We start from the raw sequence: 26,793 nt of genomic DNA on the forward strand, positions 1-26,793 counted from the left end.
GCGCACCTCCGACCCGTCAGCCCCCGGACTTCAGGGCGGTGAGCCGGGCCTCCACCTCCGCGGTGTCGCCCAACGCGTCCAGCCGCTCGAACTGCGCGTCCAGCGACGAGGCCGCCAACTCCTGCCTGCCGAGCGCCCGCGCCTCCTCCCGACGGACCTTCTCCTCGAAGCGGCCCAGGTCACTCGTCGGATCGAGCACGTCGACGTTCTTCGCCGCGTCCAACATCTGGTTCTGCGCCTGCGCGGTACGCGACCGGGCCACCAACTGGTCGCGCCGGGACTGGAGCTCCGACAGCTTCCGCTTCATCTGGTCCAGGCCCGACGTCAACTTGCCGACCACCTCGTTCTGCGCGGCGATCACCGGCTCCGCGTCCTTCGCCTCCCGCTCCGCCTGCAACTGCCGCTCCAGCGCCACCCGGGCCAGGTTGTCGAAGGTGTCCGCCTCCGGGGCGTCGCCCGCCGTCCGCAACTGGTCGGCCTTGCGACTGGCGGCGAGCGCCTTGCGCCCCCACTCGGCCGCGGCGTCGACGTCCTCCCGGTGGTCCTGCTCCAGCATCCGCAGATTGCCGATCGTCACCGACACGGCCTCCTCCGCCTCCCCGATGTGGGCGGTGTAGTCACGGATCAACTGGTCGATCATCTTCTGCGGGTCCTCGGCCTGGTCGAGGAGGGCGTGGATGTTCGCCCGGGCCAACTGGGTGACGCGGCCGAGGACGGTCTGCTTGCTCATCGGAGGGCCTTTCGGGTGAGGGCGCCGTGGTGGAGCCGGGACCTGGTGTCGTCGCGAAGTTCCGCGGCCGGTGCCGCAACCGCTGTCAGAACCGTCCACCCCCGCCCCTGCGGCCCCGGGTGGCACCGCCGCCGAAGCTCCCCGGACCGAAACCGCCCCGCCCCGCCCCGCCGAAACCGCCCGGACCACCGGAACGACCGCCCGCGGCCCGGCCGAGACCGCCCAGCACCTGGCCGAGGATGATCCCGCCGAGCACCGCGCCGCCCGTCCCCCCACCGCCACCGGGGCGCCCGCCGTACGGGGCGCCGCGCGCCCGCACGTCCTGCTCCGCCAACTGCCGGGCCTCCCGGGCCAACGCGTCCGCCCGCTGGGCGTCGGCGAGCGCGCCCGCCGGGTCGCCCGTCGCCCCCTGCGCCCGCGCCAGATGACGCTCCGCCTCCGCGAGCCGGGTCCGCGCCTGGCTGCCCACCGCACCCCGGTGCGTGGTGACGTAGTCCGCCGCCGCGCCGACCGCGCTGCGACCCGTCAGCAGTGCCTGCCCGAGCAGTGACCGGGCGCGCACCTGTGTCGCCTCCCGCTCCCGCGCCCCCGTCAACGCCGCGTCGAGCGCCCCGTCGGCCTCCTCCAACCTCCGCAGTGCGCCGATCGGGTCGTAGGGGCCCGCCGCCCGCTCCGCCCCCACGTCGTGCAGCACCGCCTCGGCGCGGGCGACCCGGCCCCTGAGGTCCGCCGTGGGCTCGCCCGCCACCGTGCCGTCGAGCATGCCGCGCGCCTCGGCGAGGTCCGTCTCCGTCTCCGTCAGGGCACCCGGCACGGCCCGGTCGGCCGCCGCGATCTCCTCGGCCAGCCGCTCCACCGCCGCCACGAAGGTCCCCGCCTGGTCCAGGGCCCCCTCGGCGGCCCGCAACCGGACGGCGGCCCGACCGTTGTCCCCGGCGGCCACCGCCTCGCGGGCACCCGCCAGGCCCGCCGCCGCGAACACCAACCGGTCCTTCGCCTGCTCCACATGGCCCGCCACCGGCACCGAAGCGGCCGGTGCGTACGCGGTGCCGAGCCGGTCCAGGGTCTCCTGCGCGCCTTCCGTCCGGCTGCTGACCTGCTGATACACCCCGTCGGCGTGCTCCAGCGCCGCGGGCGCCGACTGCTCCAGGGCCCGCAGTCGGTCGAACGCCGCCGACTCCGCGTCCAGCCGCCGGTTCGCCTCCGTGCAGCGCGCGACGATCTCGTCCAGCATGCGCCGTCGGGTGGCGTCGTCCTCCGGGAACGCGTCGTCGAGCTGCTGGCGCAGCCGGAACGCGGCCGTCAGCTCCGTACGGGCGTACTCCAACGCCTCGGTGAACGGCCGGGTGGCCTCCTCGCCGAACTGCGCCGTGGCGAAGCCCAGCTCCTCCGCACTGGTGCGCACCGCGTCGTCGGTCGTCACCAGCAGCCGCCGGGCCCGCCCGTCCCACTCGGGCAGCGGGACGGGACCCGGCGCGCCCGGGGCCCTGGCCCCCCACTCGGGGCCCTGTCGCACCGTCTTCGCACGCCGCCGCTTGCGGGCGACCGCGTACACCGCGAGCGCGCCGGCCGCGCCCACCGCGACCACCGGGAGCACGAAGTCCCCGGTGCCGACGTCCGGACCGACCAGGCTGCCCGGATCGGGGTCGCCGGGCGTCAGCGACGGCACGGGGACGGGCCGCCCCGACAGCACCGCGTCCATCCCGTCGGCGGCGCCGATCCCGGCGCCCGCCCAGTCGTTCGCCCGGAGCGCCGGCTCGATCGCCGTCCGGGCGACCCCAGCGAGCTGCGCATCGGTCAGCCGGACGTCCTGGTCCACCGAGTACGCGTACTGGCGGTCGTGCGTGGCGACGGCGAGCAGCAGGTCGTCCAGCCCGAGGCCGCCGCGGTCCGCGGTCGCGTCCGCCCAGCTCTGGGGCGTCCGCCCGGAGAAGTCGCGCACGTACACCAGGTACAGCTGGAGGCCCTGATCGCGGTCCAGGCGTTCCAGGGCGGCGGCGACCTCGTCGCGGCGGTCACCGAGGGCGCCGACCGTGTCGGTGATCTGCCCGGTGCGGGACAGCGGTACGGGATCGTCCGCGCGGGTGACCCCGGCGGCACCGAGCACGAGCCCCAGCCCGACCAGCACCGCCAGCGCGAGCAGGGCCACCGGCCCCCCGCGCGCGCTCACGGGCCCGGCCCGCCGCACGGTCCGTCGAGGGTGCGCCGGCCACCCCGGCGCGCCCTCCCACCTGCCCGGACCCCGCGGGGGCCGACTCCTGGGCGACGTCACATCCTTGAACATATGACCCCGAACCCGGCGCCGCGACCGCGATCGGCCCGCCCGCGGCACCGCGGGCGGGCTGCCGGGGCCCCGCGCTGTCAGTGGGGGCGGCCATCCTGGACGCCATGACCACCCCGACACTGATCACCACCTGGCGCACCCTCCTCGCCGACCCCCACAAGACCTGGGCCCTGTTCGAGCACGGCACCTGCGTGGTCCTCGCGACCGCGTCCGGTGACCCCGCCGGCCGGGCCGCCGACCTCCTCGCTCAGTTCGGTCCGGTGGGCGCGGGCTCGGCCGCGGGGGACTTCGGCGTCATCACGCCGGACGCCGTCGAGGGCTGGGTGGTCACCGGCCACCACCCGGACGTCCTCACCTACGTCGCGCCCCGGGAGGTGGCGGAGCCGACGGACCTGTCGATCGGTCTCTACGGCCGCACCAAACGCGCGCTGGACGCCGTCGGGCTGCGGATCGTGCACCTGGAGAACGGGCGCGGCGACGGCTGAGCCCGCGCAGCCGGCGCTCAGATGCTGAACCGCTCCCGGGCCAGCAGCGGCCTGACCCGGGAGGCGAACCCGCCCGTGCGGAACGGGCGTTGGAGCAGCCCGGGCCGCAGCTCCTGGGCGAGCGCGGCGGCGATCATGCCCTGGTCCAGGGCGAGGACGAAGTCGCTGACCCGCCCGCTGCGGACGTCCACGGAGTCCCGGAACCCGTACCCGTCGTCGTAGGCGCCGAAGTCCCGGGCGAGCGCGCGGAGGTTGGCGACGGCCTCGCCGCGCGCCTGGGGCAGGGCGAGGAACGAGGCGTGCGGGGTGACCACCCCGTGCGACAGGTACCCCTCGGTCTGCATGCCCATCGCATCCACGCCGTACTCGCGGTAACCGCCGTCGGGCACGTTGGACGGGGAGAAGCCCCAGTACCCGTACTCCTCCTCGACCAGTCCGTGTTCGATCTGGCCGCGCACGTAGTGCTCGTGGGAGCGGCCCCAGGCGTGCGGTGACCACGCCGACTCGGGGACGAACAGCGGCACCATCAGCGCCTCGAACATCGAGCCGCCCCAGCTGGGCACCAGCTTGCGACCCCGGTAGGAGTAGTGGCCGTTCCACACCCGGACGCCGTCCACGGTGACGTACGAGCCGCCCGGCGTCTGCTCCTGCTCCCACTCGGGCAGCATCGTCCGGTACATGCACCAGTAGTGCTGCGCGGGCAGCGAACCGTCCGCGATGCCGAGGTAACTCGCCATCCGGGGCTCGGTGTTCAGGGCGCCGTAGTGGTGGCCGGTGGGCTCGTCGGTGTCGGTCCAGACGCCGCCGCGCAACTGGCCCGGACGCTGCGCCGGGTCGGCCGCGTCGTACGGGGTGTAGAAGAACGACCAGTCGGCGGTGGCGAGGACGCGGGCGATGCGGCGGCGCAGCGAGGGGTCGGCGTCGGCGGCGATCCGCAGCCCGGCGACCAGCCAGGCGTTGTCCACGGAGGAGAGGAACGGACGGACGGCCGCACCGGTCTCCGGCCACTGCGTCAACGTCGAACCGTCGTACGCGTCGTACCAGTTGAGCCAGAAGCCGTGGTGCCGTTCCAGCTTCTCGACGGCGGCGACGGTACGGGCGAGGTCGCGGCGCATGGTGCCCCGGCTGATCACCCCGAGTCCGGCGGCGGCCACCGTGGACCACAGACCGCAGCCGATGTTGGTGGGCGAGGTCTGGCGGGAGGGGACCGGGCGGCCGGGCCGGCTGAGGTCCGTCTTGTCGGCGGTGAGCCCGAAGTCCGTGGTCATCGCGTCGAGGGAGCGGTAGGTGTCGCGGAACCACCGGTGCAGCAGGGGCGCGTCGGCGGCGGGTGCGCGGGACGGGGAGCGGTGCGCGGCGGCAGCCCGGGTCGGTGCGGCGGCCAGGGTCAGGGCGGCGGCCCCGGCTCCGGCGGTGGTGAGGAACGATCGACGGTGCATGCGGATGCGGTCCATGCGGTTCCAGCTCCTGGTGTCGGGAGGTGTGGAGTCGTGCGGAGGGCCGGGCGGGTGGTGGGGGACCGGGGGGACGCCGTCGGCCCGGCGGGGCTGCGACGGACCGACGGCGTCGTTCGGTGGGGCGCGGGGCGGCGGAGGGGGCCGCCCCGCGCCCGCGGCTCACTCCCCGGTGGGGAGTTCCCGGGTGCGGCCGAGCCCGCCGAGCCAGACGGCGGAGGGCTTGGCGGTCCGCTCGAAGGTCACCGGGTCGTAGGAGATCAGCCCGAAGGTGGGCGCGAAGGAGCCCCACTCGTAGTTGTCGAGTGCGCTCCAGTGCAGGTAGCCGCGGATGTCGAGCCCGTCCCGCAGCGCCGCTTCGACCTCCTCCAACGCGCCCTTGGTGTAGGCGATGCGGCGGTCGTCGTCATCGGTGGCGATGCCGTTCTCGGTGACGATCAGCGGGACGTCGCCCACCACGTCCGCGGTGTGCCGCAGGGCGTAACCGACGGCCGCCGGGTAGTACTCCCAGCTGGTCAGGGTGCGCTCGACGTCCTCGGGCGCCGGGATCGGGCCGTCGACGCCGATCCTGGTCCGGGTGTAGGACTGGACGCCGATCCAGTCGTCGCCGCGGGCGGCCTCGATGAACACGTCCTCGCGCGGGTGCCGGTAGGCGGCGGTGACCTCTTCGGCGCCGGGAAGCGCCTGGTAGACCTGGTTGGCGATGGTCCAGCCCACCTGGATGTCCGGGTTGACGGCCTTGACGGCCTTCGACGCGGCGTGGTGGACGGCGATGATCGCGCGGGTGGTGTCCTCGTCGGGCGTCGGCAGCCCGGCCGGCGGGAAGCCGATGTCCCCGGCCTTGGCGGCCCCGGCCATCACGGCGATCATGTTCGGCTCGTTGATGGTGCAGACGTGGTCCACGCCCTCGGCGATGACCGGGGCGGTGGCCTCGACGTACCGGGTGAACAGGTCGACGGCCTCGTCGGCGGTCCAGCCGCCCAGGTCCTCGAACCACTGCGGGACGGTGAAGTGGTGCAGGGTCACCATCGGGCGCAGACCACGGGCCCGGGCGCCCTCGACCATGCGGCGGTAGTGGGCGATCTCGGCGTGCGAGAAGTGGCCGCGGGCCGGCTCGATGCGGGCCCACTCGATGCTGAACCGGTAGTCGGTGAAGCCGAGCTCCGCGAGCAGGTCCATGTCCTCGGGCCAGCGATGGTAGCTGTCGGCCGCGTCCAGGCTCGGTGCCTGGATGTGGGAGGTGCCGCTGTGCTCCTTGCGCCACCAGTCGCTGTTGGTGTTGTTGCCCTCGATCTGGTGGGCGGCGGTGGAGGCCCCCCAGAGGAAGCCGTCGGGGAACCGTGTCGGGGCGTGCGTCATCGTCCTGTCTCTCTGGTGGGTGCGGGCGCGGTCCGGCCCGGGGGGTGGGGGAGCGGCCCGGCGTGCGGGGGGAGCGAATCGGAAACGAGAAGGGGGGCGGGCGGGGCTACTTCATGCCGGCGGTGGCGATGCCCTGGGTGAAGTGGCGCTGGAGCACTGCGAAGACGAGCAGCACCGGCAGCACGATCAGGAAGGAACCGGCCATCAGCATGCCGTTGGAGCCGGCCGACTGGTTGGGGTCGGTGGCGAAGGTCGCCAGGGCCACCGGGAGCGTGTACTTGTCGGGGTCGTTGGTGGCGATCAACGGCCACACGAAGTTGTTCCAGGACCCCAGGAAGGTGAAGATCGTCAGCGTGGCGAGGGCGGGCTTGACCAGCGGCATCACGATCCGCCAGAAGATGTACCACTCGCCGGCGCCGTCCATCCGCGCCGCTTCCAGCAGTTCGTCCGGGATCGACTGCATGAACTGCCGCATCAGGAAGACCCCGAAGGCGCCCGCCGCGAACGGCAGCACCAGACCGGCGTACGAGTCGATCAGCTGCAACTTGCTCATCAGCACGAACAGCGGCAGCAGCATCAGGTTGCCGGGCACCATCAGCGCACCGAGCACCAGCCCGAAGAGCTTGTTGCGGCCGGCGAACCTGAGCTTGGCGAGCGCGTAGCCGAGCATCGAGCAGAAGAGCAGGTTGGAGACGGTGACGAGGGTCGCCACGATCACCGAGTTGAGGAAGTAGCGCGGGAGGTCCAGCCGGTCCAGCAGTCGCTCGAAGTGCGCGAGCGTCCACTCGGTGGGCAGCCACACGGGCGGTGAGGCGCTGAGTTCCTCGTTGGTCTTGAAGGCCGACAGTGCCATCCACAGGAACGGCGCCGACATGATCAGCAGACCCAGCGAGACCAGTGTGTACACCAGGACCCGGCGCAGTCGCGGACCGTTCGACCGCGGCGGCGCGGCGCCGGTCGGGGCGGGCGGGGCGACGGTCGGGGTGGACTTCGTGGCGCTCATGCCGTGTTGTCCTTCAGCAGTCGGAGCTGGAGCACGGTGATGCCCATGATCACCACGAAGAGGACGTACGCCATCGCGCTCGCATAGCCCATGTGGAAGAAGTTGAAGCCCTCGCGGTACATGTGCAGCGAGACGGTGAGCGTGCTGTCCGAGGGACCGCCCTGGGTCATCACGAACGGCTCCTCGAACACGTTGAGGTAACCGATCGTGGTGATCACGGTCGCGTACAGCAGGGTCGGCCGCAGCAACGGCACGGTGATGCGGCGGAACTCGCCCCAGGTACCGGCGCCGTCGAGCTTCGCGGCCTCCCGCACCTCGGTGGGGATGGCCTGGAGCCCGGCGATGAACAGCACCATGACCGTGCCCATGTTCCGCCACACCGCCATCAGGATCAGCGACGGCATCGCGAGCTTCTCGTCACCGAGGAAGTCCGGCGCGGTGAGCCCGACCTCGGCGGCGAGACCGGCGATCAGCCCGTCCGCCGGGTCGAGGACGAACCGCCACACCACGGCGACGGCGACGATCGAGGTGACCACGGGGGCGTAGAAACCGACGCGGAAGAAGGTGCGCGCCCGGTCGATGCCGTTGTTGAGGAGCACCGCGACCAGCAGACCGAGTCCGATGGTGAGGGGAACCCCGATGACGACGAAGTAGGCCGTGTTGAAGAGGGCGGTGAGGAACTTCTCGTCGCTGAAGAGCTTCGTGTAGTTCTCGAAGCCGATGAACTCGGCCTCCCACGGATCGGTCACGTTGCGCAACCCGAAGTCCGTGAAGCTCATGACGAGCGTCGCGAGGATCGGGAAGGCCATGAAGACCGCGAACAACACGAGGAACGGGGTGGAGAACAGCCACCCGGCGAGGTTCTGCGTGCCCAGCCGCGGCGTGCGGCGCCCGCGGCCCCGGCCGTCGGCCCCGCTGCCGGGTGTCGCCCCGCCCGGGCCGGGACTGCTGCCCGGCCCGGCCTTCGCCCTGGCCGCGCCGGAGGCGGCGGGTCCGGTCGTGGTGCTCATCGTGTCTACTCCACGAGGCTTTCGACCTCGGACTGCGCCTTCTTCGCGGCGTCCTCGGCGGAGGCCTTGCCCTGGGTCACGGACTCGATGGCGGTGTCGACCTTCGAGGTGATCTCGGACCACTCGGCGAGCGGCGGCGAGGTCTTCGCGGTCTCCATCTGCTTGCGGAAGACCTGGAGGTTCGGGTCCTCGGCCAGGGCGCCCGACTCCCAGGCGGCGGTGGCGGCCGGCAGGTCACTGGTCCGCTCGAACCAGTCCTCCTGGCCCTTGGTGTCCGTGAGGTGCTTGATGAACTCCTTGGCGGCCGGCTTGTTGTCGCTGTCCTTGGAGATCACCAGGCTGGAGCCGCCGGCCATGGACACCGACTGCTCGCCGGTGGGGACGGGGGCGACGGCCCACTTGCCGTCCAGGTCCGGGTACTGGGTCTTGAGCATCGACATGATCCACGGGCCGGAGAAGAACATCGGCACGTCGCCGGTGTTGAAGTCCTTGGTCACGTCGTAGCCGGGCTGGACGCTCTTCTTGGCCAGGCCCTCGTCGAAGTACGCCCCGTACTCCTCGAACGCCTTCACCGCGGCCGGGCTGCCGATGGCCGCCTTGCCGTCCTCGCCGACGATCTCGCCGCCCGCCGAGTACAGGAACGGGTAGAAGCTCTGCACCGTGTCCAGGCCGCTGGGCTGGATCGACAGCCCCCACTTCGTCCCGGCCTCGTCCTGGTACGCGGCGGCGGCCGACCGGAGCTCCGCCCAGGTGGCGGGTGCCTCGTCGATGCCGGCCTGCTTCGCGAGGTCGGTGCGGTAGTAGAGGACGCGGGTGTCGACGTACCACGGCACGCCGTACGCCTTGCCGTCCACGACCCCCTGGTCCCAGCCGGCCGGGAAGAAGTCCTTCCGGTCGAACATCTCGGTGTCGACGGGTTCCAGGGCGTCGATCGCGGCGAACTCGCCCATGTAGGTCCCGCCCATCTGCGCGATGTCCGGGAGGTTGCCCGCGGCAGCCGCGGCGACGAGCTTCTGGTGGGCGACGTCCCAGCCGACGGGGGTCACCTTGACGGTCACGTTCGGGTTCGCCTCGGTGTACTCCTTGGCGACGTCGCCGAGCTTCTCGCCCTCGGCGCCCATGGCCCACACGGTGAGCGTCTGCTTCGCGTCGGCGGCGACGCTTTCACCGCCCGACGTCCCGCAGGCGGTTATTCCGAACGCCGTCGCGAGGGCGATGGCGACCGTGGCGGTTCTGGCGGCGCGGTGCATGGACGGCTCCTCCTTGAGCTTCCCGGGCCTTGCTGGCGTCCCTGACTCCTCGCGCCCGAAGACCCCTGATCGTCTTCGGGTACCCAGGACGCCCGCCCGTGATGTATGCGCTGTCTGTAAGCGCATACATCACTCTGCGCCAGGCGTTCCGGGATGTGCAAGGGGGCTTTACATCACACTCCGGTAACGGCGCCCGCGGGTCGTCCGCCCCCGGGCGTGCGTCGGCAGGGACCCGCCGGGTGGGGGGGGGCGTGCGGAGAGCGGGTGCGGAGTGTCGTGCGAGGTCTGTCGCATGGGGTGGGGGCTCACGGCTCGGGGGTGGGGGGATATGTATGAGTTGCGGCACCTTGCACGCTAGATCGGATGTTTGCGCACGGAAAGGGAATGTGGCGCACAACGCTTTCACCCCGCCCGGTCGGGACCGTGGCGGGGTGGGGCGGGCTGCTGGGGCGGGGGTGCCCGGTCAGGGGGTCCGGGGGGTGCGGTCCCCGGGTCCCTCGGGGGTCCGGGGCGTCCCGGCGGTGCGGGGCGCCGGGTCGTGCGTGACTCCGAGCGCCCGCAGGGTGGCCGTGCGGTGCGCGGCGGCGGCTTCGTCGACGGTCATCCGCCCCGCGGTGACCTCGCCCCCGGCCGCGTGACCCAGTGCCTTGACGACCGCCGCCAGCCAGTGGGCCGGGGGTGCGGGGTCGAACTCCCCGGCGGCCTGCCCCCGTTCGATCAGTTGCCGCAGCCGGGCGTCCACCGGTTCGTGCAGCGCTTCGTCCGCGTCCGGTCGTGCGGGGCGCGTGGGTCGGTCGGTCGCTCGGCCGACGGTGGGGTTGCCCTCGAAGAACTCCCACCCGATGTCCTGGAGTCGTAGCAGCGCGTCGACCGCCGGGCCCTCCTCCAGTCCGGCGGCGTCCATCGCGGCCACCGCCCGGCCCGTGACCCGTTCGGTCACCGCGTCCAACAGTGCTTCCCGTGAGGGGTAGTGCGCGTAGACGGTCTGTCGGGTCACGCCCGCCATCTCGGCGATCTTGCGCAGTCCGGCGTCCGGCTCGGTGGCGAAGAGGGTGACCGCCGCGTCGAGGATGGCCGCTCGGCTGCGCTCGGCGTCGGCCCGGCGTGGTCGGGGGGTCGAGGAAGACATGAACTCTTACAACCTTGTCAGAATTGACGAGCCCTGCATATCTTACAGATGTGTAAGACATCGTACCCGGGGTCACGCCCGAAGGAGCCTCGCCATGCCCTTGCCCTCGTCGCCCTTGCCCTCGCCCGACATCCTCACCACCGCCCCCGAACGTTTCCTCGCCGACTTCTTCGCCTCCTTGACCGAGGCCGTCCTGACCGGTGACGGAGGCCCGGAGGAGCCCGTCGACCGCCACTTCACCCCCGACATCGTGCAGCTCAGCGACGGCATCCGACTCGACCGGGACCGGCTCGTCGCACACCTGCGTCCGGTCCGCAAGAACGCCGTCGCCTGCCACTACGAGATCCACGAGGCGATCGCCGACGGGCCGCGGGTGGCCGCCCGGTTCACCGTGCACGCCCGGATGCGCAAGGGGCGACTCCTCTCCACGGAGGTCCACTTCTTCGGGGACTTCGCTGCTGACGGCCGGATGCGCCGGGCCCACCAACTCACCCGCGCCCTGCCGGATGCCGGCGTCCCGGGGGAGGCGGACCGATGACCCGCACCACCACGTACCCGGTCGCCGGCATGGTGTGCGGGCACTGTGCCGGGACGCTCACCGAAGAACTGGACCGGGTCGCCGGCGTGCTCCACGTGACCGTCGACCTCCAGGCCGGCACCGTCACCCTGACCAGCGACGACCCCCTGCCCACCGAAGACGTGCGCACAGCCGTCGAGGAAGCCGGCTACGCACTCGGAGCGCCGTGCACCTCCTGACCACCGCACACCGCCGGGTGCCGTTCGTGCAGGGCTTCGCCCTCCTCGCCACCGGACTGCTCACCGGCGCGTTCGCCTACGGGGCGCTCAACCTCGCGCCCACCTTCGACGCCGTACCCCTGGACATGCGGCTGGACTTCCACGCGAAGCTGATGCGGATGAACGGCATCACCGTGCAGTCCGCGATGGTGACGTCCGCACTGAGCTCCCTGCTCCTGGCGGTCCTCACCCAGGGCCGGGCCCGGGCGCTCGCGGGCACGGCCGCCGCGCTGGCCCTGGCGTCCTTCCTGATCACGCGGTTCGGCAACGTCCCGATCAACGGCCGGATCAAACAGTGGGCGGCGACCTCGGCCCCCGCCGACCACGCGGAAGTCCTCGCCCGCTGGGAACTCTTCAACTACGCACGCACGCTCGCCGCGTTGCTCGCCTTCGTCCTGCTGATCGTGCACGCGGTGGGTGGGTACGCGCGGGTCGGACGCCCGCGGGACTGAGACGGGCGCGGACGCGGCCCTAGGCTCCGACCATGCCCGTACCGCCCCTACCGTCCGTACCGCCTGCTCCCTCCCGCTCGGCGCCCGCCGCCGTGCCGGAGCGGGCGCCGGACCTGCCGCACCCGTTCCCCTTCGACCCGGCGTACGGGTACGACCCGGCCAGGCTGCTCGCCGTGACCCCGCCGCCGGAGCCCGCCGGCTTCGACGCGTTCTGGCGCTCCCGGTACGCGGCGGCCCGCGCCGTCGACCCCGAACCCGTCGTCGGCCCGGCCGAGGACGAACGGGACGGCGTACGGCTCCACCCGCTCACGTACGCCTCCACCGGGGGCGTCCGCACCGGCGGCTGGCTGGCGCTCCCCGCCGACGGGCTGCCCGCCCGGTACGGGTTCGTGATCGGACACGGTTACGGGGGCCGGGACACCCCGGCACCCGCCCTACCGCTCCCGCTGCCCGGGTCCGCCGCGATCCTGCCCTGCGCCCGCGGACTCCCCGCCCGGGGACTCCAGCCCGACGTGCCCGACACCGCCGATGCGCACGTCCTGCACGGGATCGGCTCGCGCGACACCTACGTCATCGGCGGCTGCGTGGACGACCTGTGGTGCGCCGCCTCCGCGCTGCTCCGACTCGTCCCCGAACTCGCCGCGCCCGGGGCGCCCCGACTCGGGTACGCGGGCGAGAGCTTCGGCGGCGGCATCGGCGCGCTGGCACTGCCCTCCGACGAACGCTTCGGCGCCGCCCAGCTCACGGTGCCCACCTTCGGGCACCACCCGCTACGGCTCACGATGCCGTGCACGGGCAGCGGCGAGGCGGTGCGCGCCCACCACGCCCGGCACCCGGAGGCCACCGACGTCCTCGCCCACTTCGACGCGGCGACGGCGGCGACCCGGCTGCGCACCCCGACCCTGGTCGCACCCGCTCTGTTCGACCCGGCGGTGCCGCCGGGTCGAACAGTTCGCCGTGCACAACGCGGTGGCCGGGCCGCGCGAGTCGTACGTCCTGACGGCCGGGCACTTCGCGCACGAGGGGACGCGGGCCGAGTACGCGGGGCTGGACGCGGCCCGGCGGCGGTTCTTCGCCCACTGGCTGGGGGCCTGACCCCCGTCGTACGTCAGCAGCCGCAGCTCGCGCGCCGGGCCACCGTCACCGGCAGCATCAGCGAAACGGGCACGCCCGGGGCCACCTCCGGCACGCCGGGCACCCGTTCGCTCCCGTCGCCGCCCAACCTGCGCACCAGCAGTTCCACGGCCGCCTCGCCCATCTGCCGCATCGGCTGACGGACGGTGGTCAGCGCGGGGCGCACCAGGCGGCTGAGCGGAATGCCGTCGAACCCGGTCACCGCGACGTCCTCCGGCACCCGCACGCCCCGGCGCTCCAGCGCGTGCAGCGCGCCCACCGCCATCTGGTCGTTGGCGAACAACATGCCCCGCGGCGGCGGTTCACCGTCCGCTTGCGCGCGGTCGAGCAAGGCGTCGGCTGCGCGGGCGCCCTCCGCGCGGGTCATCATCGGAGCCCGCAGATCGGGTTCGTCCCGCACCGGGACGCCGGCCTCCTCGCAGGCCGCCCGGTACCCGCGGAAACGGGCCGCCACGTCGGGGGAGTCCTCGGCGCTCCCGATGAACGCCAGCCGCCGCAGCCCGTGGTCCACGATCAGGTGCCGGGTCAGCGCGCGCTCGCCGTCCTCGTTGGCCGCCTCGATGTGGTCGAGGTGGTCCAGCTGCTCCGACTCGCGCGGGCCCGCCAACATCACCACGGGCAGCCGTCGCGAGATGACCTCCAGGTCCTCGGTCGGTACCGTCCGGGCCAGCACCGCGAAGCCGTCCACCCGGCCCGCGACCTTCGCCACCAGGCTCTCCGGGCCGCCGGTCAGCGAGGCGGCGATGAGCAGGGCGTACCCGTGGCGGCGGGCGGCACGTTCCATGCCCCGGATGATCTGGTCCGAGTAGAGCATCGCGGCGTCATCGTCGTCGGACTCGCCCGCCTCGTGCTCGGCGTCGGGGTCCGAGTAGTCCGGGAAGCAGAGGCCGAGCACGCCCGTGGAGCGGCTGGCCAGGCCCCGGGCGTTCCCGCTCGGCACGTAGCCGAGTTCCCGCGCGGCGGCGAGTACGCGGTCGCGCGTCTGCTGCCGTACGGAGTCGGGGTTGCGGTACACCCGCGACACCGTCGCGATCGACACTCCGGAGCGCTCCGCGACGTCGTACACCGTGGGGGCTGTGCTCACCCGACTGACCGCCTGCCTGTCCGTACGAATCCCCTGGTGGGTGCGCCGGCACGGGGGTGCCTGCGCTGATGAAAGCGCATTCACAGTAGGTCGCGGGGCGGGGTGCGGGCAAGGTGGGCCCGGGGCGGTGCCCCGGGGGCGGGGTGCGCTTGGGGCCCCGCGGAGCGGGGATCGCTGACCGGCGCGGACGCAGGTACCGCCGCGGTTGGGGCTACCCCCGCACGCGCGGGGACGACTGGTGGCTGAGGGCAAGGATCAGCGCGAGGCCGGGGCCACCCCCGCACGCGCGGGGACGACCAGACCAGGGCGAGCAGGGCGCAGCAGCAGTGGGGACCAACCCCGCACGCGCGGGGACGACCCCTCTCGTGAGTAGTCCACGCGGCAGTTGCAGGGACCAACCCCGCACGCGCGGGGACGACGCACTCGCAGGGCGCGACGCCGACTCCATCACGGGACCAACCCCGCACGCGCGGGGACGACAGAGGGCTACCGAATTTACAAAGCGGCCGGGAAGGACCAACCCCGCACGCGCGGGGACGACCACGGTACTCAACCCGTCCTCCTGTCCCCGGAGGGACCAACCCCGCACGCGCGGGGACGACATTCCCTTGGTGTACACGAACTCGATTACGAAGGGACCAACCCCGCACGCGCGGGGACGACAGCCTGAGCGTGCCGGTCACGATGTTCGAGGACGGGACCAACCCCGCACGCGCGGGGACGACCCCTACAGTGCTGCGCCCAGGGCCCGCGGTCTGGGACCAACCCCGCACGCGCGGGGACGACGCTCTCTGAGATAGGCGCGGCTGTCGACAAGCGGGGACCAACCCCGCACGCGCGGGGACGACTTGGGGATCCGCACGACGACGAGCCCTCCTCAGGGACCAACCCCGCACGCGCGGGGACGACACCACGTGGACCGCCCAGGACGCGTGGACGGCGGGACCAACCCCGCACGCGCGGGGACGACAGGTCGCGACCTGGGCTTTTACTGGCCGGGGGAGCTGTTTTTCATGAGAAGTAGAAGGTCCGGCAAATCAACCAAAAGGCGTGTATCGGCTCGCCGTCGAAGCATCTCGCCCCCGTGGACGTTCGTGTTCACCCCGGACCCTGCGCGTCCGGGTGCTGGCACCGTACCGGAGGGCCGGGGTCGCGTTCGGCGGTATCGGGGAGATCGTTCCGTTCGAGGCGGCGGGGCCGTGGGTGACGGGACTGAGGTGGTCGATGGCGGCACTGGCATCCATACCGTGAAGCTAAGGCGCACGCCCCCGTGGCCGACAGTCACGTTCCGTGGCACTCGTCGCCGCCCGCAGCGGCACGGGGACCACGTTCCGTGTCCTTTACTGGGTCCCGAAGAAGGCGGCCAAGTCCCTTTGACGTTGCGAAAGGTGGCGCCGTCTGGTGCCGCGCGTCACGTCACCGAAGGTGTCCGAGGCCATGCGCTGGTGGCGCAGCCACTCCGGGGTCGCGTCGAGCAGTGACCACAGGACGTCGGACGCGTCGTCGTACTGCCGGAGCATCACGTGCGCCTGCGCCACGTCCAGGAGGTGCCTGCGCATGAAGGTCCGGCCCTTCGTGTCCGTCGGTGGCCCCACCCGGGCCGCCAGGCCGAGAACCCGTTCGGGGCGCTGGGCCACGAGCTGGTTCTCGATCGCCTGGAAGGCGACCGTCCGCCGGTCGAAACGTCCCCAACTCGACACCTCGACGGCCTGCCGGTCACCCAACGCGGTCCCGGCCGCACCCGCCAACCGGAGGATGTCCCGCGCCTCCCGGGGCCGGTTGTTCCGGGCCGCCGCGGCGCTCGCGTGCACCAGCAGCTTGCCCCACGCACCCAGCGCCGAGCGGGTGGCCCGGGACATGCGGGGCTCGATGGCTTCGGCGGTGGCCACGCTCACCTGTTCCGCCTCGTCCAGCCGGCCCTGCCGCATCAACAGCCATCCCTGCTGGTAGACGGCTGCCGCGACGCCCGCGGAGTCGTCGACGCGCAACGCGTCCTCGATGGCGTCCCGCAGCGCGGTGTGCGCGAGGTCGTAGGCACGCACCTGGGTGAGGTAACGGCCCGCCATCTGGAACACGTTGGACCGGACGCGCAGGGCCGCGTCGTGCTGGCGCCCGCCGCCGTGGAACTCGACTGCGGCGTGGGCCGAGCGCACGAGGAGGGGCAGCGCGGCGGCCACGTGGGCGTAGTCGTCCCGGTGGTAGGCCGCACCGGTTCCGTGCGCCGCTGATCGCAGCCGCTCCAGGTCGGGTTCGTCCCCTGACGGGCCGTGGCCCACCTCGATGCGTCCCGTGAAGGTGACGGGTGGTGCGATGGCTTGACGCAGCGGCATCAAGTCGATGTTGTCGTCATCCGAACGGGTGGTCGCGTGCGGACCCGAAGGGTCGAAGATCCGTGACGTACGAACGCCGGAAGTGTCGGTGTGCTTGGGCATACTGACTCCCCTTGCGTTGCTGACACTCGCAATGTACGCGGAGCGGCACGTGCCGGGGACACCGAGGAAGGCCGAACATCTGGCGGGTCCGCCGGGGACGGGCAGCCGTCGACGGGGGTCGGAGGACGGCAGTGATCGAGGCGGAGTTGAAGGCGTACGTGGGCGAGCCGGAGTTGATCGGGCGGCGGCTGGACGCGCGTGCCCCCGCTCGGGTCGAGGTGTACCGGGACACCTACTACGACCGGCCGGACGGCTCGCTGGACCGGGCCGACCAGGAGTTGCGGTTGCGCACCGTGCACGGTGCGCACGGGACGCGGACCCTCCTGACGTACAAGGGCGCCGCCGTGGACACGGAGTCGGGTTCCAAACCGGAGTACGAGACCGAGGTCGCGGACGCCGCAGCGGCGCACGCCATCCTCCGGTCCCTCGGTCACGTCGAACGCATCGCCTTCGAGAAGCGTTGCCGCAACCACGCCTTCGAGGCGTACGGGCGGCGCATGCTCGCGACCCTGGTCCGGGTGCCCGAGCTGGACGGCACGTACCTGGAGGTCGAGACGTTGGTCGACGAGGCGGACGTGTCCGCCGCGCTGATCGACATCCGCGCCGTACTGGCCGAGTTGGGCATCGCGGCGGACGCCCTGACCAGCGACACCTACACCGACGCCGTCCGGGCCCGCCGCGGAGGTTGACGTACACCACCGCGACGGGCCGGACCCCGTACCGCGCAACCGCCCCGTACGGACGTACGCCCCGTACGGGCTACTCGCCGCGGCGGCGGATCTTGTTGCCGAGCCAGACCAGCGGGTCGTACTTGCGGTCGGCGGCCCGCTCCTTGAGGGGGATCAACGCGTTGTCGGTGATGTGGATGCCCTCCGGACAGACCTCCGTACAGCACTTGGTGATGTTGCAGTACCCGAGCCCGTGCTCGTCCTGCGCGGTGGCCTTGCGGTCGAGACCGGCGTCGGCCGCGGCGTCCAGCGGATGCATGTCGAGTTCGGCGACGCGCATCAGGAACCGCGGACCGGCGAACGCCGCCTTGTTCTCCTCGTGGTCCCGGACCACGTGACAGGTGTCCTGGCACAGGAAGCACTCGATGCACTTGCGGAACTCCTGCGACCGGTCCACGTCCTCCTGCTGCATGCGGTACTCGCCGGGCGCCAGATCCGGGGGCGGCACGAAGGACGGGATCTCGCGGGCCTTGGTGTAGTTGAAGCCCACGTCCGTGACGAGGTCCCGGACCACCGGGAACGCCCGCAACGGGGTCACCGTGATGGTTTCGTCGCGGTCGAAGACCGACATCCGGGTCATGCACAGCAACCGCGGACGCCCGTTGATCTCGGCGCTGCACGAACCGCACTTGCCGGCCTTGCAGTTCCAGCGGACCGCGAGGTCGGGCGCCTGGGTGGCCTGGAGGCGGTGGATGATGTCGAGGACCACCTCGCCCTCGTTCACCTCGACCCGGAAGTCGCCCAGGTCGCCGCCGCCGGAGTCCCCGCGCCAGACCCGGAAGTGTGCCTCGTAGCTGGTGGATGCGGAGGTCGTCACTCGTACAGCTCCTCTTCGGCGAGGTACTTGACCAGCTCCTCCTTGTCGAAGAGGGCCAGCAGATCGGAGCGGATGGGGTCGGTCTCGACACGGGTGAGGTCGATCTGTGCCTCGCGGGGGTCCCGTCCGGCGCTCAGGGGCCCGGTGAGCGAGCACAGCAGGTTGACGTTGCGCCAGGAGCGGTCCATGCCCGGGCGGTCCTCCCGGGTGTGGCCGCCCCGGCTCTCGGTGCGTTCCCGTGCGGCCCGCGCCACGCACTCGCTGACCAGCAGCATGTTCCGCAGGTCGAGCGCGAGGTGCCAGCCCGGGTTGAACTGTCGGTGCCCCTCGACGGTCACCCGGCGCGCCCGTACCCGCAGGTCCTCCAGCCGCTCCAGCGCCCGGGTCATCTCCGCCTCCCGGCGGATGATGCCCACCAGGTCGTTCATCGTCTGCTGGAGTTCCTGGTGCAGCGTGTACGGGTTCTCCGGCGGCACCGACGCGTCCGACGTGCCTGATGAGTCCGCCGCCTCGGTGTCCTCCTCGCCGAACGGCCGGAGCGCTTCGGCCACCGCCTCCTGGACCTGTGCGTCGGCGGCGACCGGGCGTTCGTCCGTCAGCCGGGCCGCGTACCGGGCCGCGTGCAGTCCCGCCCGGCGGCCGAAGACCAGCAGGTCGGAGAGGGAGTTGCCGCCGAGCCGGTTGGAGCCGTGCATGCCGCCCGCGACCTCGCCCGCCGCGAACAGTCCGGGCACCCCGCGGGCCGCCGCCGTGTCGGATTCCACGGAGACGCCGCCCATGACGTAGTGGCAGGTGGGCCCGACCTCCATCGGCTCGGCCGTGATGTCGACGTCCGCCAGCTCTTTGAACTGGTGGTACATCGACGGGAGGCGGCGCCGGATGACCTCCGCCGGCATGCGGGTGGAGACGTCGAGGAACACTCCGCCGTGCGGGGAGCCGCGGCCGGCCTTCACCTCGGAGTTGATCGCCCGGGCCACCTCGTCGCGGGGGAGCAGTTCCGGTGGGCGACGGTTGTGGTCGGGGTCCTCGTACCAGCGGTCGCCCTCCTCCTCCGTCTCCGCGTACTTCTCCTTGAAGACGTCGGGCACGTAGTCGAACATGAAGCGCCGGCCCTCGGAGTTGCGCAGGACGCCGCCGTCCCCGCGCACCGACTCGGTGACGAGGATGCCCTTCACCGAGGGCGGCCAGACCATGCCCGTCGGGTGGAACTGCACGAACTCCATGTTCACCAGGGGCGCCCCGGCCATCAGCGCCAGCGCGTGCCCGTCGCCCGTGTACTCCCACGAGTTGGACGTCACCTTGAAGGACTTGCCGATGCCCCCGGTCGCCAGGACCACCGCGGGGGCCTCGATGACGACGAAACGACCCGTCTCGCGTTCGTAGCAGAAGACGCCGGCCACCCGCCCGTCCGGAGCCTTCAGGATGCGGGTGACCGTGTACTCCTGGAACACCTTGAGGCAGCACTCGTGGTCGCCGGACTCGGTCGCCGCGGCCTGCTGGAGGGAGACCACCTTCTGCTGGAGCGTGCGGATCAGCTCCAGACCGGTGCGGTCGCCGACGTGGGCGAGGCGCGGGTACTCGTGGCCGCCGAAGTTGCGCTGCGATATGCGGCCGTCGTGGGTGCGGTCGAAGAGGGCGCCCCAGGTCTCCAGTTCCCACACCCGGTCGGGTGCCTCCTGGGCGTGCAGCTCCGCCATCCGCCACTGGTTGAGGAACTTGCCGCCGCGCATGGTGTCGCGGAAGTGGACCTTCCAGCCGTCGCCCGAGTTGACGTTGCCCATCGCCGCCGCGATGCCGCCCTCGGCCATCACCGTGTGCGCCTTGCCGAACAGCGACTTGCAGATCACCGCCGTCCGCAGGCCCTGTTCCCGCGCCTCGATCGCCGCGCGCAGTCCGGCGCCACCGGCGCCCACCACGACAACATCCCACTGCTGCCGTTCCACCTGAAGCATCAGAACAACCTCGGATCGTCGAGTGCACCGCTCGCCAGGAGGTACACGTAGAAGTCGGCGAGCCCCACGCTCACCAGGGACGCCCACGCGAGCTGCATGTGACGGGCGTTGAGCTTGCCGACCCACCCCCACAGCCGGTAGCGGACGGGATGTTTGGAGAAGTGTTTGAGCCGTCCGCCCACGATGTGCCGGCACGAGTGGCAGGACAGGGTGTACGCCCAGATCAGCACGATGTTCACCAGGAAGACGAGGGTGCCCAGGCCCATGTGCCCCCAGGCGTAGTCCGCGTCCCGGAACGTCAGGGCGGTGTCGTAGGTGAGGACGACGGCGACGAGGAGCGCCGCGTAGAAGAAGTACCGGTGGAGGTTCTGGAGGACCAGTGGGAACCGGGTCTCACCGCTGTACTTCTTGTGCGGTTCGGCCACCGCGCAGGCGGGCGGCGAGGCCCAGAAGCCCCGGTAGTACGCCTTGCGGTAGTAGTAGCAGGTGAGGCGGAAGCCCAGCGGGAAGACCAGGACGATCAGCGCGGGGGACAGGCCCCACCAGCCGCCGAGGACCTCCCAGTTGGGGCCGCCGCGCATCGGGGCGCAGTTCTCGGCGAGGCAGGGGGAGTAGAAGGGGGAGACGTACGGGGCCGCGTAGTAGTCGGTGTTCGCGAACGCCCGCCACGTCGAGTAGACGATGAAGGCCAGCAGCCCGGCCGCGGTGCCGGCGGGGGCCAGCCACCAGCGGTCGGTGCGCAGGTGCGGGGCGTCGATGGCGGCGCGGGTGCGTGTTCTGACACCGCCGCGGGGGATGGGGGGTTCCGTGCCAGTGGCCAACGAGGACTCCACTCGGGTCGGGACTCGGGCTCGGGGCGGGGTCCCCGGGCCGCGAGCGACTCAGGGGCCGTGACGGTGCAGAGCGCCGAGTCCCTCGTCGTCCGCGTCCGTCCACAGGGTGCTGTCGTACGGGGTGTCGGGAATCCGTACGACGTCCGGCCCGGGGGCCGGTCGGTGCGGGGCGGCGGTCGGTCGCCGGTGCGTACCGCCCTTGGTGCCGGGTCCACCGTCCGCCGTGTGGACCTCCCTCAGGAGGTCGATGCTCTCCCTGAGGTGAGCGGCGTCGGTACGGACCCGTCGGATCTCCAGTCCGTCCCGCCCGACGTGCTCCGCCAGCCGTCCGACGGTTCGGGTCAGGTCGTCGATGCAGCGCTGCACAGCCGTCAAGTCGTCGTGGACAGACATGATTTGCCCTCATTTCCGCGATGGCGGGCGGCAATGTTCATGCGCTGAGAGTGTTCCGTGTCACATCGCGACTTGGGAAGACGCCGGCCGCGCTTTCTTGACACTGTCCGGTAGTGGTGGTGGGCGTGGGGTGAGAGGGGTCTCACGTGCGCAGGTGGCGCCCGGTCCGCCGGTCGACCCGGGCGCGGTCCGGTCGGCCGTCCACTGACTGGATTGCTTCCGGTCACCCGGGGGGTGATGGTGTCGCCCCACCGCAGGTCCGCGCCCCTGAGGTGGGTGCGATGTGCTCGACGTGCGCTGCTCGGTGCGGTGTGCGGTGACTTCGCGCAGTTCCCCGCGCCCCTGAACCGGTGCGTCCCGCTCGACGTGCGAGGCACGAGCCACGACGGACGGGGGCGCGGACACAGCGCACGTCCGGTGGGTCGTACCGAAGGGGCGCGGGGAACTGTGCGAGACCACCGCGCACGGCACGGGACAGCGCACGTCCGGTGGGTCGTACTGAAGGGGCGCGGGGAACTGCGCGAGACCACCGCGCACGGCACGGAGCAGCGCACGCCCGGCGGGTCGCACCAAAGGGGCGCGGGGAACTGCGCGAACGGGCCCGCACTGAGCCTCTGGCCGCCCCCCCCCGGGGGGTTCTCGGGGCGCCGACCGGGCTAGGGGTCCCTACCGACAGCCCGCCGCAGGCGAATCGTTCCGCCGCCTGAGTGAGCTTCACGCGTCCCCCGACGTGTCGCGGTCGAGGGCCGTTACGGGTCGGGTTCCGTGGGGCCATAGATCTGATCAGCTCCAAATATCACCACACGTGATCACACCGACCCCCGCCGGGAGGCCCCGTACCTCCGGGGGACGGGCGACCCCGGAGGTACACGGATGTCCCACGACGGCCTCAGACTGCGCACGGTCATGCGCTCGGTCGCCTTCCTGATGGCGGGCGCCCTCACGCTCCCGGTCCTCACCGCCTGCGGATCGGGCGACGACCGCGACTCCACCCCCGCCGCGGCCCAGGACATCGCCCTCGCCGCCCGCACCGAGGTCGCCGACGGAGGCACCCTCACCTGGGCGGTCGACGCCTTCCCGGAGACCTTGAACACCTTCCAGGCCGACGCCGGCCCCGCCACCGGCCGGGTGGCGCAGGCGACCCTCCCGTCGATGTTCCGGCTCGACGCCCGGGGCCGCCCCGCGTACAACCCGGACTACCTGGAGTCCGCGAAGGTCGTCTCCACCGCGCCCAAGCAGGTGGTCCTCTACAAGCTCAACCAGCAGGCCGTGTGGAGCGACGGCCGGGAGATCGGCGCCGACGACTTCCTCGCCCAGTGGCGCGCCCTGTCCGGCAAGGACACCGCGTACTGGACCGCCCGCAACGCCGGGTACGAGCGCATCGAGCGGATCGAGCGCGGCGCGAACAACCTGGAGGTGCGGGTCACCTTCGCCAAGCGGTACGCCGACTGGCGCTCGCTGTTCTCCCCGCTGTACCCGAAGGACGTCATGGGGACGCCGGACGGCTTCAACGACGGCGCCCGCGGCAAGCTGAAGGTGTCGGCGGGACCGTTCGCCGTGGAGCGCGTCGACGAGAAGGGCGGCGAGATCACGCTGCGCCGCAGCGCCCGTTGGTGGGGCCGGCCCGCGAAGCTCGACGAGATCGTCCTGAAGGCCGTACCGCGCGAGAAGCGGGCCGCCGCCCTCGCCGACGGCAAGGTGGACCTCGCCGAGATCGGCCCCGGCGACGCCCGCCGCATCGGCCTCGCCGCACGCGACAAGGGCGCGTCGGGCCCGCTCGCCCACGGCCCGGGCGCCGCCACGAGCCCGGGCCAGGCCCTGCGTTCCTGGGCCATCGCGCACGGTGACGACGAGGAGGCGGCCGAGGCGGAGCAGCTCGCCCGCGCCAAGACCCGCAAGGCCATCGAGAACTACGCGGACGAACAGGCGGGGCTGCGCAACTTCGCCGTCCGCAAGTCGCTGGAGCCCGCGTACACCCAACTCGCCCTCAACGGTTCCACCGGGCCCCTCGCCGACGAGCGGGTGCGGCGGGCGGTGGCCCGCGCCCTCGACCGGGAGGAACTGGCCTCCGTCGTCCTCCAGCCGCTCGGGCTGCCCGCGGAACCGGTCGGCAGTCATCTGGCGCTCGCCGGGCAGGCCGCGTACGCCGACAACAGCGGTGCGCTGGGGGAACAGGACACCGCCGAGGCCCGCGCCCTGCTCGCCGACGCGGGCTGGGTGCCCGGCGGCACGGTCAAGGACACCAAGGACACCAAGGACGCCAAGGACGCCAAGGACGGCGGGGAGCGGACGGAGGGCGACGCCAAGAAGCCCGACGCCGCGGGCGAAGGCACGCTCCGGGACGCCGACGGCGAGGGGGTGTACATCGTGGGCCGGGACGACCCCAAGCCCGGTGACCGCGCCCCCGCCGACGGCACCGCGTCCGCGGACGCGGTCCTCGCCCCCGCGTCCAGCACCGCCGCGCTCCAGCAGTTGGCGGTCAAGCGCCAGGCCGCCCGGTTCGCCACGGCGGCTGAGGACGGCGGCGAACAGGCCGGCCGACAGCGGGTCGGGCAGGGCGGCGCCCCGGGGGCGTACGCACCCAAGGGCACCGCCGCGCCGAACACCCCGGCGCCCGACCCCACCTCGGCCGCGGGTGCGGCGTCGGGGCCGCTCGCCAAGGACGGGAAGCCACTGGCCCTGCGGTTCGTGCTGCCGTCCGGGCCGGGCTCGGAGGCGCTGCGGGCGGTGGGGGAGCGGATCTCGCGGATGCTGGAGCGGATCGGCATCCGCACGGAGACCACGAAGGTCGCCGACGACAGCTACTTCCGGGACCACGTGGCCTCCGGCGGTTACGACCTGGCCCTGTACTCCTGGCCGGCCACCGCGTACCCGGCCACCGACGCCCGGCCGATCTACGCCAAGCCGGTCCCGGCGGCCGACGGGTCCCTGAACGTCGAGCAGAACTACACCCGGGTGGGGACCGACCACATCGACCAGCTGTTCGACCAGGCGGCCGGTGAGCTGAACGAGAAGGAGGCCCGCGAGCTGGTCCGGCAGACGGACGCCCGGATCTGGGCCGCGGCGGGCTCCATCCCCCTCTACCAGCGCCCCGAGCTGGTGGCCGCCCGCAAGAACCTGGCCAATGCGGGTGCCTTCGGCTTCGAGACCCCCCGCTACGAGGAGATCGGCTTCACGAAGGCCGTGGTCCGAAAGCCCTGAGCCCGCGGCCCGGCCCCGGCCGACCGCACCCGAATCCTCAGATGATCCTCAAATCTCTTGCCGCTCCGCGCATCAGCACTGCACTGTCGGACCACCCATTGGCCCCGGAATGCTCCCGGAATCGCCCCCGGACCAGCGGATTACCCCCAGATCCGCCTCCCCGCCCCGCGGGGTGGGTGGCCCCGTCCCCCACGCACCGCGGCGGCCACCCCCCGCGGGGCCACGTACGATGGGGTGAGGCCGTGGCGTGTCCAGCCCGGCAGGCGTCGTACAGCAAGTCGTACGAGTAGCCGTCCACTCACCCTGGGAGAAGCGCCGCACTATGGCTGTGACCGCAACACGTCACGACATCCGCAACGTCGCCATCGTCGCCCACGTCGACCACGGCAAGACCACCCTTGTCGACGCCATGCTCAAGCAGGCGGGCGCCTTCGCGGCCCACCAGCAGGTCGACGACCGGGTCATGGACTCGAACGACCTGGAGCGTGAGAAGGGCATCACGATCCTCGCCAAGAACACGGCGGTGAAGTATCACCCCAAGGACGGCGGCGAGCCGATCACGATCAACATCATCGACACCCCCGGCCACGCCGACTTCGGCGGTGAGGTCGAGCGCGGCCTCTCCATGGTCGACGGCGTCGTCCTCCTGGTCGACGCTTCCGAGGGTCCCCTGCCGCAGACCCGCTTCGTGCTGCGCAAGGCACTGAGCGCCCGGCTGCCGGTGATCCTCTGCATCAACAAGACCGACCGCCCGGACTCCCGGATCGACGAGGTCGTCAACGAGACGTACGACCTCTTCCTGGACCTCGACGCGGACGAGGAGCAGATCGAGTTCCCGATCGTCTACGCCTGCGCCCGGGACGGCATCGCCTCGCTGACCAAGCCGGAGAACGGCACGGTCCCCGCGGACAGCGACAGCCTGGAGCCGTTCTTCTCGACGATCCTGGACACCATCCCGGCCCCCTCGTACGAGAAGGACGGCCCGCTCCAGGCCCACGTCACCAACCTGGACGCCGACAACTTCCTCGGCCGCATCGCGCTGCTCCGCGTCGAGCAGGGCGAGCTGCGCAAGGGCCAGACGGTCGCGTGGATCAAGCGCGACGGTTCGGTGTCCAACGTCCGCATCAGCGAGCTGATGATGACCGAGGCGCTGACCCGCAAGCCCGCCGAGGTGGCGGGTCCCGGCGACATCTGCGCGGTCGCGGGCATCCCGGACATCATGATCGGTGAGACCCTCGCCGACCCGGAGAACCCGGTGGCGCTCCCGCTGATCACGGTGGACGAGCCCGCCATCTCGATGACGATCGGTACGAACACCTCGCCGCTGGTGGGCCGGGGCGCGACCGGCAAGGGCGCCTCCACCTCCGTGGTCAAGGACCGCAAGGTCACCGCCCGGCTGGTCAAGGACCGCCTGGAGCGCGAGCTGGTCGGTAACGTCAGCCTGCGCGTGCTGCCGACCGAGCGCCCGGACGCCTGGGAGGTGCAGGGCCGCGGTGAGCTGGCGCTGGCGATCCTGGTGGAGACCATGCGCCGGGAGGGCTTCGAGCTGACGATCGGCAAGCCGCAGGTCGTCACGAAGGACGTCGACGGCAAGGTCCACGAGCCGATCGAGCGCATCACGATCGACGTGCCCGAGGAGCACATGGGAGCGGTCACGCAGCTCATGGGCACCCGCAAGGGCCGGATGGACAACATGTCGAACCACGGCTCCGGCTGGGTCCGCATGGAGTTCATCGTCCCGTCCCGCGGTCTGATCGGGTTCCGTACGGAGTTCCTGACCAACACCCGCGGCACCGGCATCGCCCACTCCATCCACGAGGGCCACGAGCCGTGGTTCGGCGAGCTGAAGACCCGTAACAACGGCTCGCTGGTCGCCGACCGCTCCGGTGCGGTCACCGCCTTCGCGATGACCAACCTCCAGGAGCGCGGCGTCCTGTTCATCGAGCCGGGCACCGAGGTGTACGAGGGCATGATCGTCGGCGAGAACTCCCGCGCCGACGACATGGACGTCAACATCACCAAGGAGAAGAAGCTCACCAACATGCGGTCGTCCACGGCCGACGTGTCGGAGTCGATCATCCCGCCGCGCAAGCTCTCGCTGGAGCAGTCGTTGGAGTTCTGCCGCGACGACGAGTGCGTCGAGGTGACCCCCGAGGCGGTGCGCATCCGCAAGGTGAACCTGGACGCCCGTGAGCGGGCCCGTGCGGCCAGCCGGGCCAAGCACGGCTGATCCACGGCCTCTCCCGCACCTTCCGAAGGCCCCCCGCG

Annotated in this window: 21 protein-coding genes, 1 pseudogene and 1 CRISPR repeat array; of the genes and pseudogenes, 8 read left to right on the plus strand and 14 right to left on the minus strand. The window is 72.1% G+C overall.

Annotated features, from left to right (window positions below; all coding sequences use genetic code 11):
• Positions 1–16: 16 nt before the first annotated feature.
• Together ACFWIA_RS27015 and ACFWIA_RS27020 are read right to left on the minus strand one after the other, a co-directional pair.
• Entirely contained in the window at positions 17–730 is a 714-nt protein-coding gene (locus tag ACFWIA_RS27015; RefSeq protein WP_387009421.1) for a PspA/IM30 family protein, read from the minus strand.
• Between the two features lie 85 nt (positions 731–815).
• Entirely contained in the window at positions 816–2,900 is a 2,085-nt protein-coding gene (locus tag ACFWIA_RS27020) for a TPM domain-containing protein (protein ID WP_387009423.1), read from the minus strand.
• 218 nt (positions 2,901–3,118) lie between these two features.
• Here ACFWIA_RS27020 and ACFWIA_RS27025 point away from each other — a divergent pair, with 218 nt between their 5' ends.
• Entirely contained in the window at positions 3,119–3,499 is a 381-nt protein-coding gene (locus tag ACFWIA_RS27025; protein WP_387009425.1) for a hypothetical protein, read from the plus strand.
• A gap of 17 nt (positions 3,500–3,516) precedes the next feature.
• Here ACFWIA_RS27025 and ACFWIA_RS27030 read toward each other — a convergent pair whose 3' ends face one another.
• The 6 genes from ACFWIA_RS27030 to ACFWIA_RS27055 all read right to left on the minus strand — a co-directional run bounded on the left by ACFWIA_RS27030 (position 3,517) and on the right by ACFWIA_RS27055 (position 10,704).
• Positions 3,517–4,938, minus strand: coding sequence for a glucoamylase family protein (locus ACFWIA_RS27030; protein WP_387009491.1), 1,422 nt, complete (start codon positions 4,936–4,938; stop codon positions 3,517–3,519).
• A 177-nt stretch (positions 4,939–5,115) separates the two neighbouring features.
• Complete coding sequence (locus ACFWIA_RS27035; protein WP_387009427.1) at positions 5,116–6,312, minus strand: glycoside hydrolase family 1 protein; 1,197 nt, start codon at positions 6,310–6,312, stop codon at positions 5,116–5,118.
• A 106-nt stretch (positions 6,313–6,418) separates the two neighbouring features.
• A complete protein-coding gene (locus ACFWIA_RS27040; RefSeq protein ID WP_387009429.1) occupies positions 6,419–7,315 on the minus strand; it encodes a carbohydrate ABC transporter permease in 897 nt (298 codons plus the stop codon).
• On the minus strand, positions 7,312–8,325 hold the full coding sequence (locus tag ACFWIA_RS27045; RefSeq protein WP_387009431.1) for a carbohydrate ABC transporter permease: 1,014 nt from the start codon (positions 8,323–8,325) through the stop codon (positions 7,312–7,314). Before ACFWIA_RS27045 ends, ACFWIA_RS27040 begins: the two co-directional genes overlap by 4 nt.
• Before the next feature lie 5 nt (positions 8,326–8,330).
• A complete protein-coding gene (locus ACFWIA_RS27050; RefSeq protein ID WP_387009433.1) occupies positions 8,331–9,575 on the minus strand; it encodes a sugar ABC transporter substrate-binding protein in 1,245 nt (414 codons plus the stop codon).
• A gap of 463 nt (positions 9,576–10,038) precedes the next feature.
• Positions 10,039–10,704, minus strand: coding sequence for a TetR/AcrR family transcriptional regulator (locus tag ACFWIA_RS27055; protein WP_387009435.1), 666 nt, complete (start codon positions 10,702–10,704; stop codon positions 10,039–10,041).
• A gap of 94 nt (positions 10,705–10,798) precedes the next feature.
• Between ACFWIA_RS27055 and ACFWIA_RS27060 the strand changes: the two genes are divergently transcribed.
• From ACFWIA_RS27060 to ACFWIA_RS27075, 4 genes and pseudogenes are all read left to right on the plus strand, one after another.
• Positions 10,799–11,242 (plus strand): nuclear transport factor 2 family protein, encoded by a 444-nt coding sequence (locus ACFWIA_RS27060; RefSeq protein ID WP_387009437.1) that lies wholly within the window; start codon positions 10,799–10,801, stop codon positions 11,240–11,242.
• The gene (locus tag ACFWIA_RS27065; RefSeq protein WP_387009439.1) at positions 11,239–11,460 is read left to right on the plus strand and encodes a heavy-metal-associated domain-containing protein; all 222 of its coding nucleotides are present in this window, start codon (positions 11,239–11,241) and stop codon (positions 11,458–11,460) included. Before ACFWIA_RS27060 ends, ACFWIA_RS27065 begins: the two co-directional genes overlap by 4 nt.
• On the plus strand, positions 11,448–11,951 hold the full coding sequence (locus ACFWIA_RS27070; protein WP_387009441.1) for an anthrone oxygenase family protein: 504 nt from the start codon (positions 11,448–11,450) through the stop codon (positions 11,949–11,951). The genes ACFWIA_RS27065 and ACFWIA_RS27070 overlap by 13 nt, the downstream gene beginning before the upstream one ends.
• Before the next feature lie 32 nt (positions 11,952–11,983).
• Positions 11,984–13,046: pseudogene (locus tag ACFWIA_RS27075) on the plus strand (acetylxylan esterase).
• Between the two features lie 13 nt (positions 13,047–13,059).
• On the opposite strand, the gene ACFWIA_RS27080 reads toward ACFWIA_RS27075, so the two are convergent.
• Both ACFWIA_RS27080 and ACFWIA_RS27085 read right to left on the minus strand, forming a co-directional pair.
• A complete protein-coding gene (locus ACFWIA_RS27080) occupies positions 13,060–14,169 on the minus strand; it encodes a LacI family DNA-binding transcriptional regulator (protein ID WP_387009443.1) in 1,110 nt (369 codons plus the stop codon).
• Between the two features lie 207 nt (positions 14,170–14,376).
• Positions 14,377–15,139: direct repeats of the CRISPR family, unit length 29 nt; unit sequence GGGACCAACCCCGCACGCGCGGGGACGAC.
• A gap of 370 nt (positions 15,140–15,509) precedes the next feature.
• On the minus strand, positions 15,510–16,601 hold the full coding sequence (locus ACFWIA_RS27085; RefSeq protein WP_387009445.1) for an XRE family transcriptional regulator: 1,092 nt from the start codon (positions 16,599–16,601) through the stop codon (positions 15,510–15,512).
• Positions 16,602–16,732: 131 nt separating this feature from the next.
• Here ACFWIA_RS27085 and ACFWIA_RS27090 point away from each other — a divergent pair, with 131 nt between their 5' ends.
• Positions 16,733–17,290, plus strand: coding sequence for a class IV adenylate cyclase (locus ACFWIA_RS27090; protein WP_387009447.1), 558 nt, complete (start codon positions 16,733–16,735; stop codon positions 17,288–17,290).
• A 70-nt stretch (positions 17,291–17,360) separates the two neighbouring features.
• Here the strand turns inward: ACFWIA_RS27090 and ACFWIA_RS27095 are convergent, their stop codons facing one another.
• The 4 genes from ACFWIA_RS27095 to ACFWIA_RS27110 are packed head-to-tail and all read right to left on the minus strand — an operon-like array spanning position 17,361 to position 21,324.
• Entirely contained in the window at positions 17,361–18,146 is a 786-nt protein-coding gene (locus ACFWIA_RS27095; RefSeq protein WP_387009448.1) for a succinate dehydrogenase/fumarate reductase iron-sulfur subunit, read from the minus strand.
• Positions 18,143–20,098 carry a fumarate reductase/succinate dehydrogenase flavoprotein subunit gene (locus ACFWIA_RS27100; RefSeq protein WP_387009450.1) on the minus strand — a complete coding sequence of 652 codons (1,956 nt, stop codon included), beginning with the start codon at positions 20,096–20,098 and terminating at the stop codon, positions 18,143–18,145. Before ACFWIA_RS27100 ends, ACFWIA_RS27095 begins: the two co-directional genes overlap by 4 nt.
• A complete protein-coding gene (locus ACFWIA_RS27105; protein WP_387009452.1) occupies positions 20,098–20,919 on the minus strand; it encodes a hypothetical protein in 822 nt (273 codons plus the stop codon). Before ACFWIA_RS27105 ends, ACFWIA_RS27100 begins: the two co-directional genes overlap by 1 nt.
• Before the next feature lie 60 nt (positions 20,920–20,979).
• Positions 20,980–21,324 (minus strand): hypothetical protein, encoded by a 345-nt coding sequence (locus ACFWIA_RS27110; protein WP_387009454.1) that lies wholly within the window; start codon positions 21,322–21,324, stop codon positions 20,980–20,982.
• Positions 21,325–22,197: 873 nt separating this feature from the next.
• On the opposite strand from ACFWIA_RS27110, the gene ACFWIA_RS27115 reads away from it, so the two are divergent.
• The gene (locus ACFWIA_RS27115) at positions 22,198–24,525 is read left to right on the plus strand and encodes an ABC transporter family substrate-binding protein (protein ID WP_387009456.1); all 2,328 of its coding nucleotides are present in this window, start codon (positions 22,198–22,200) and stop codon (positions 24,523–24,525) included.
• 322 nt (positions 24,526–24,847) lie between these two features.
• Positions 24,848–26,755 (plus strand): translational GTPase TypA, encoded by a 1,908-nt coding sequence (gene typA / locus ACFWIA_RS27120; RefSeq protein WP_387009458.1) that lies wholly within the window; start codon positions 24,848–24,850, stop codon positions 26,753–26,755.
• Positions 26,756–26,793 lie beyond the last annotated feature (38 nt).

Source organism: Streptomyces sp. NPDC127068 (genome assembly GCF_042724695.1).
In the GTDB taxonomy this organism is placed as follows: domain Bacteria; phylum Actinomycetota; class Actinomycetes; order Streptomycetales; family Streptomycetaceae; genus Streptomyces.

Bases quoted from the DNA above. Each gene is read 5' to 3' on its own strand.
- ACFWIA_RS27015 (WP_387009421.1), bottom strand. From the start codon at position 730: ATGAGCAAGCAGACCGTCCTCGGCCGCGTCACCCAGTTGGCCCGGGCG.
- ACFWIA_RS27100 (WP_387009450.1), bottom strand. From the start codon at position 20,098: ATGCTTCAGGTGGAACGGCAGCAGTGGGATGTTGTCGTGGTGGGCGCC.
- ACFWIA_RS27115 (WP_387009456.1), top strand. From the start codon at position 22,198: ATGTCCCACGACGGCCTCAGACTGCGCACGGTCATGCGCTCGGTCGCC.
- ACFWIA_RS27050 (WP_387009433.1), bottom strand. From the start codon at position 9,575: ATGCACCGCGCCGCCAGAACCGCCACGGTCGCCATCGCCCTCGCGACG.
- typA (WP_387009458.1), top strand. From the start codon at position 24,848: ATGGCTGTGACCGCAACACGTCACGACATCCGCAACGTCGCCATCGTC.
- ACFWIA_RS27055 (WP_387009435.1), bottom strand. From the start codon at position 10,704: ATGTCTTCCTCGACCCCCCGACCACGCCGGGCCGACGCCGAGCGCAGC.
- ACFWIA_RS27025 (WP_387009425.1), top strand. From the start codon at position 3,119: ATGACCACCCCGACACTGATCACCACCTGGCGCACCCTCCTCGCCGAC.
- ACFWIA_RS27110 (WP_387009454.1), bottom strand. From the start codon at position 21,324: ATGTCTGTCCACGACGACTTGACGGCTGTGCAGCGCTGCATCGACGAC.
- ACFWIA_RS27035 (WP_387009427.1), bottom strand. From the start codon at position 6,312: ATGACGCACGCCCCGACACGGTTCCCCGACGGCTTCCTCTGGGGGGCC.
- ACFWIA_RS27040 (WP_387009429.1), bottom strand. From the start codon at position 7,315: ATGAGCGCCACGAAGTCCACCCCGACCGTCGCCCCGCCCGCCCCGACC.
- ACFWIA_RS27060 (WP_387009437.1), top strand. From the start codon at position 10,799: ATGCCCTTGCCCTCGTCGCCCTTGCCCTCGCCCGACATCCTCACCACC.
- ACFWIA_RS27030 (WP_387009491.1), bottom strand. From the start codon at position 4,938: ATGCACCGTCGATCGTTCCTCACCACCGCCGGAGCCGGGGCCGCCGCC.
- ACFWIA_RS27085 (WP_387009445.1), bottom strand. From the start codon at position 16,601: ATGCCCAAGCACACCGACACTTCCGGCGTTCGTACGTCACGGATCTTC.
- ACFWIA_RS27045 (WP_387009431.1), bottom strand. From the start codon at position 8,325: ATGAGCACCACGACCGGACCCGCCGCCTCCGGCGCGGCCAGGGCGAAG.
- ACFWIA_RS27065 (WP_387009439.1), top strand. From the start codon at position 11,239: ATGACCCGCACCACCACGTACCCGGTCGCCGGCATGGTGTGCGGGCAC.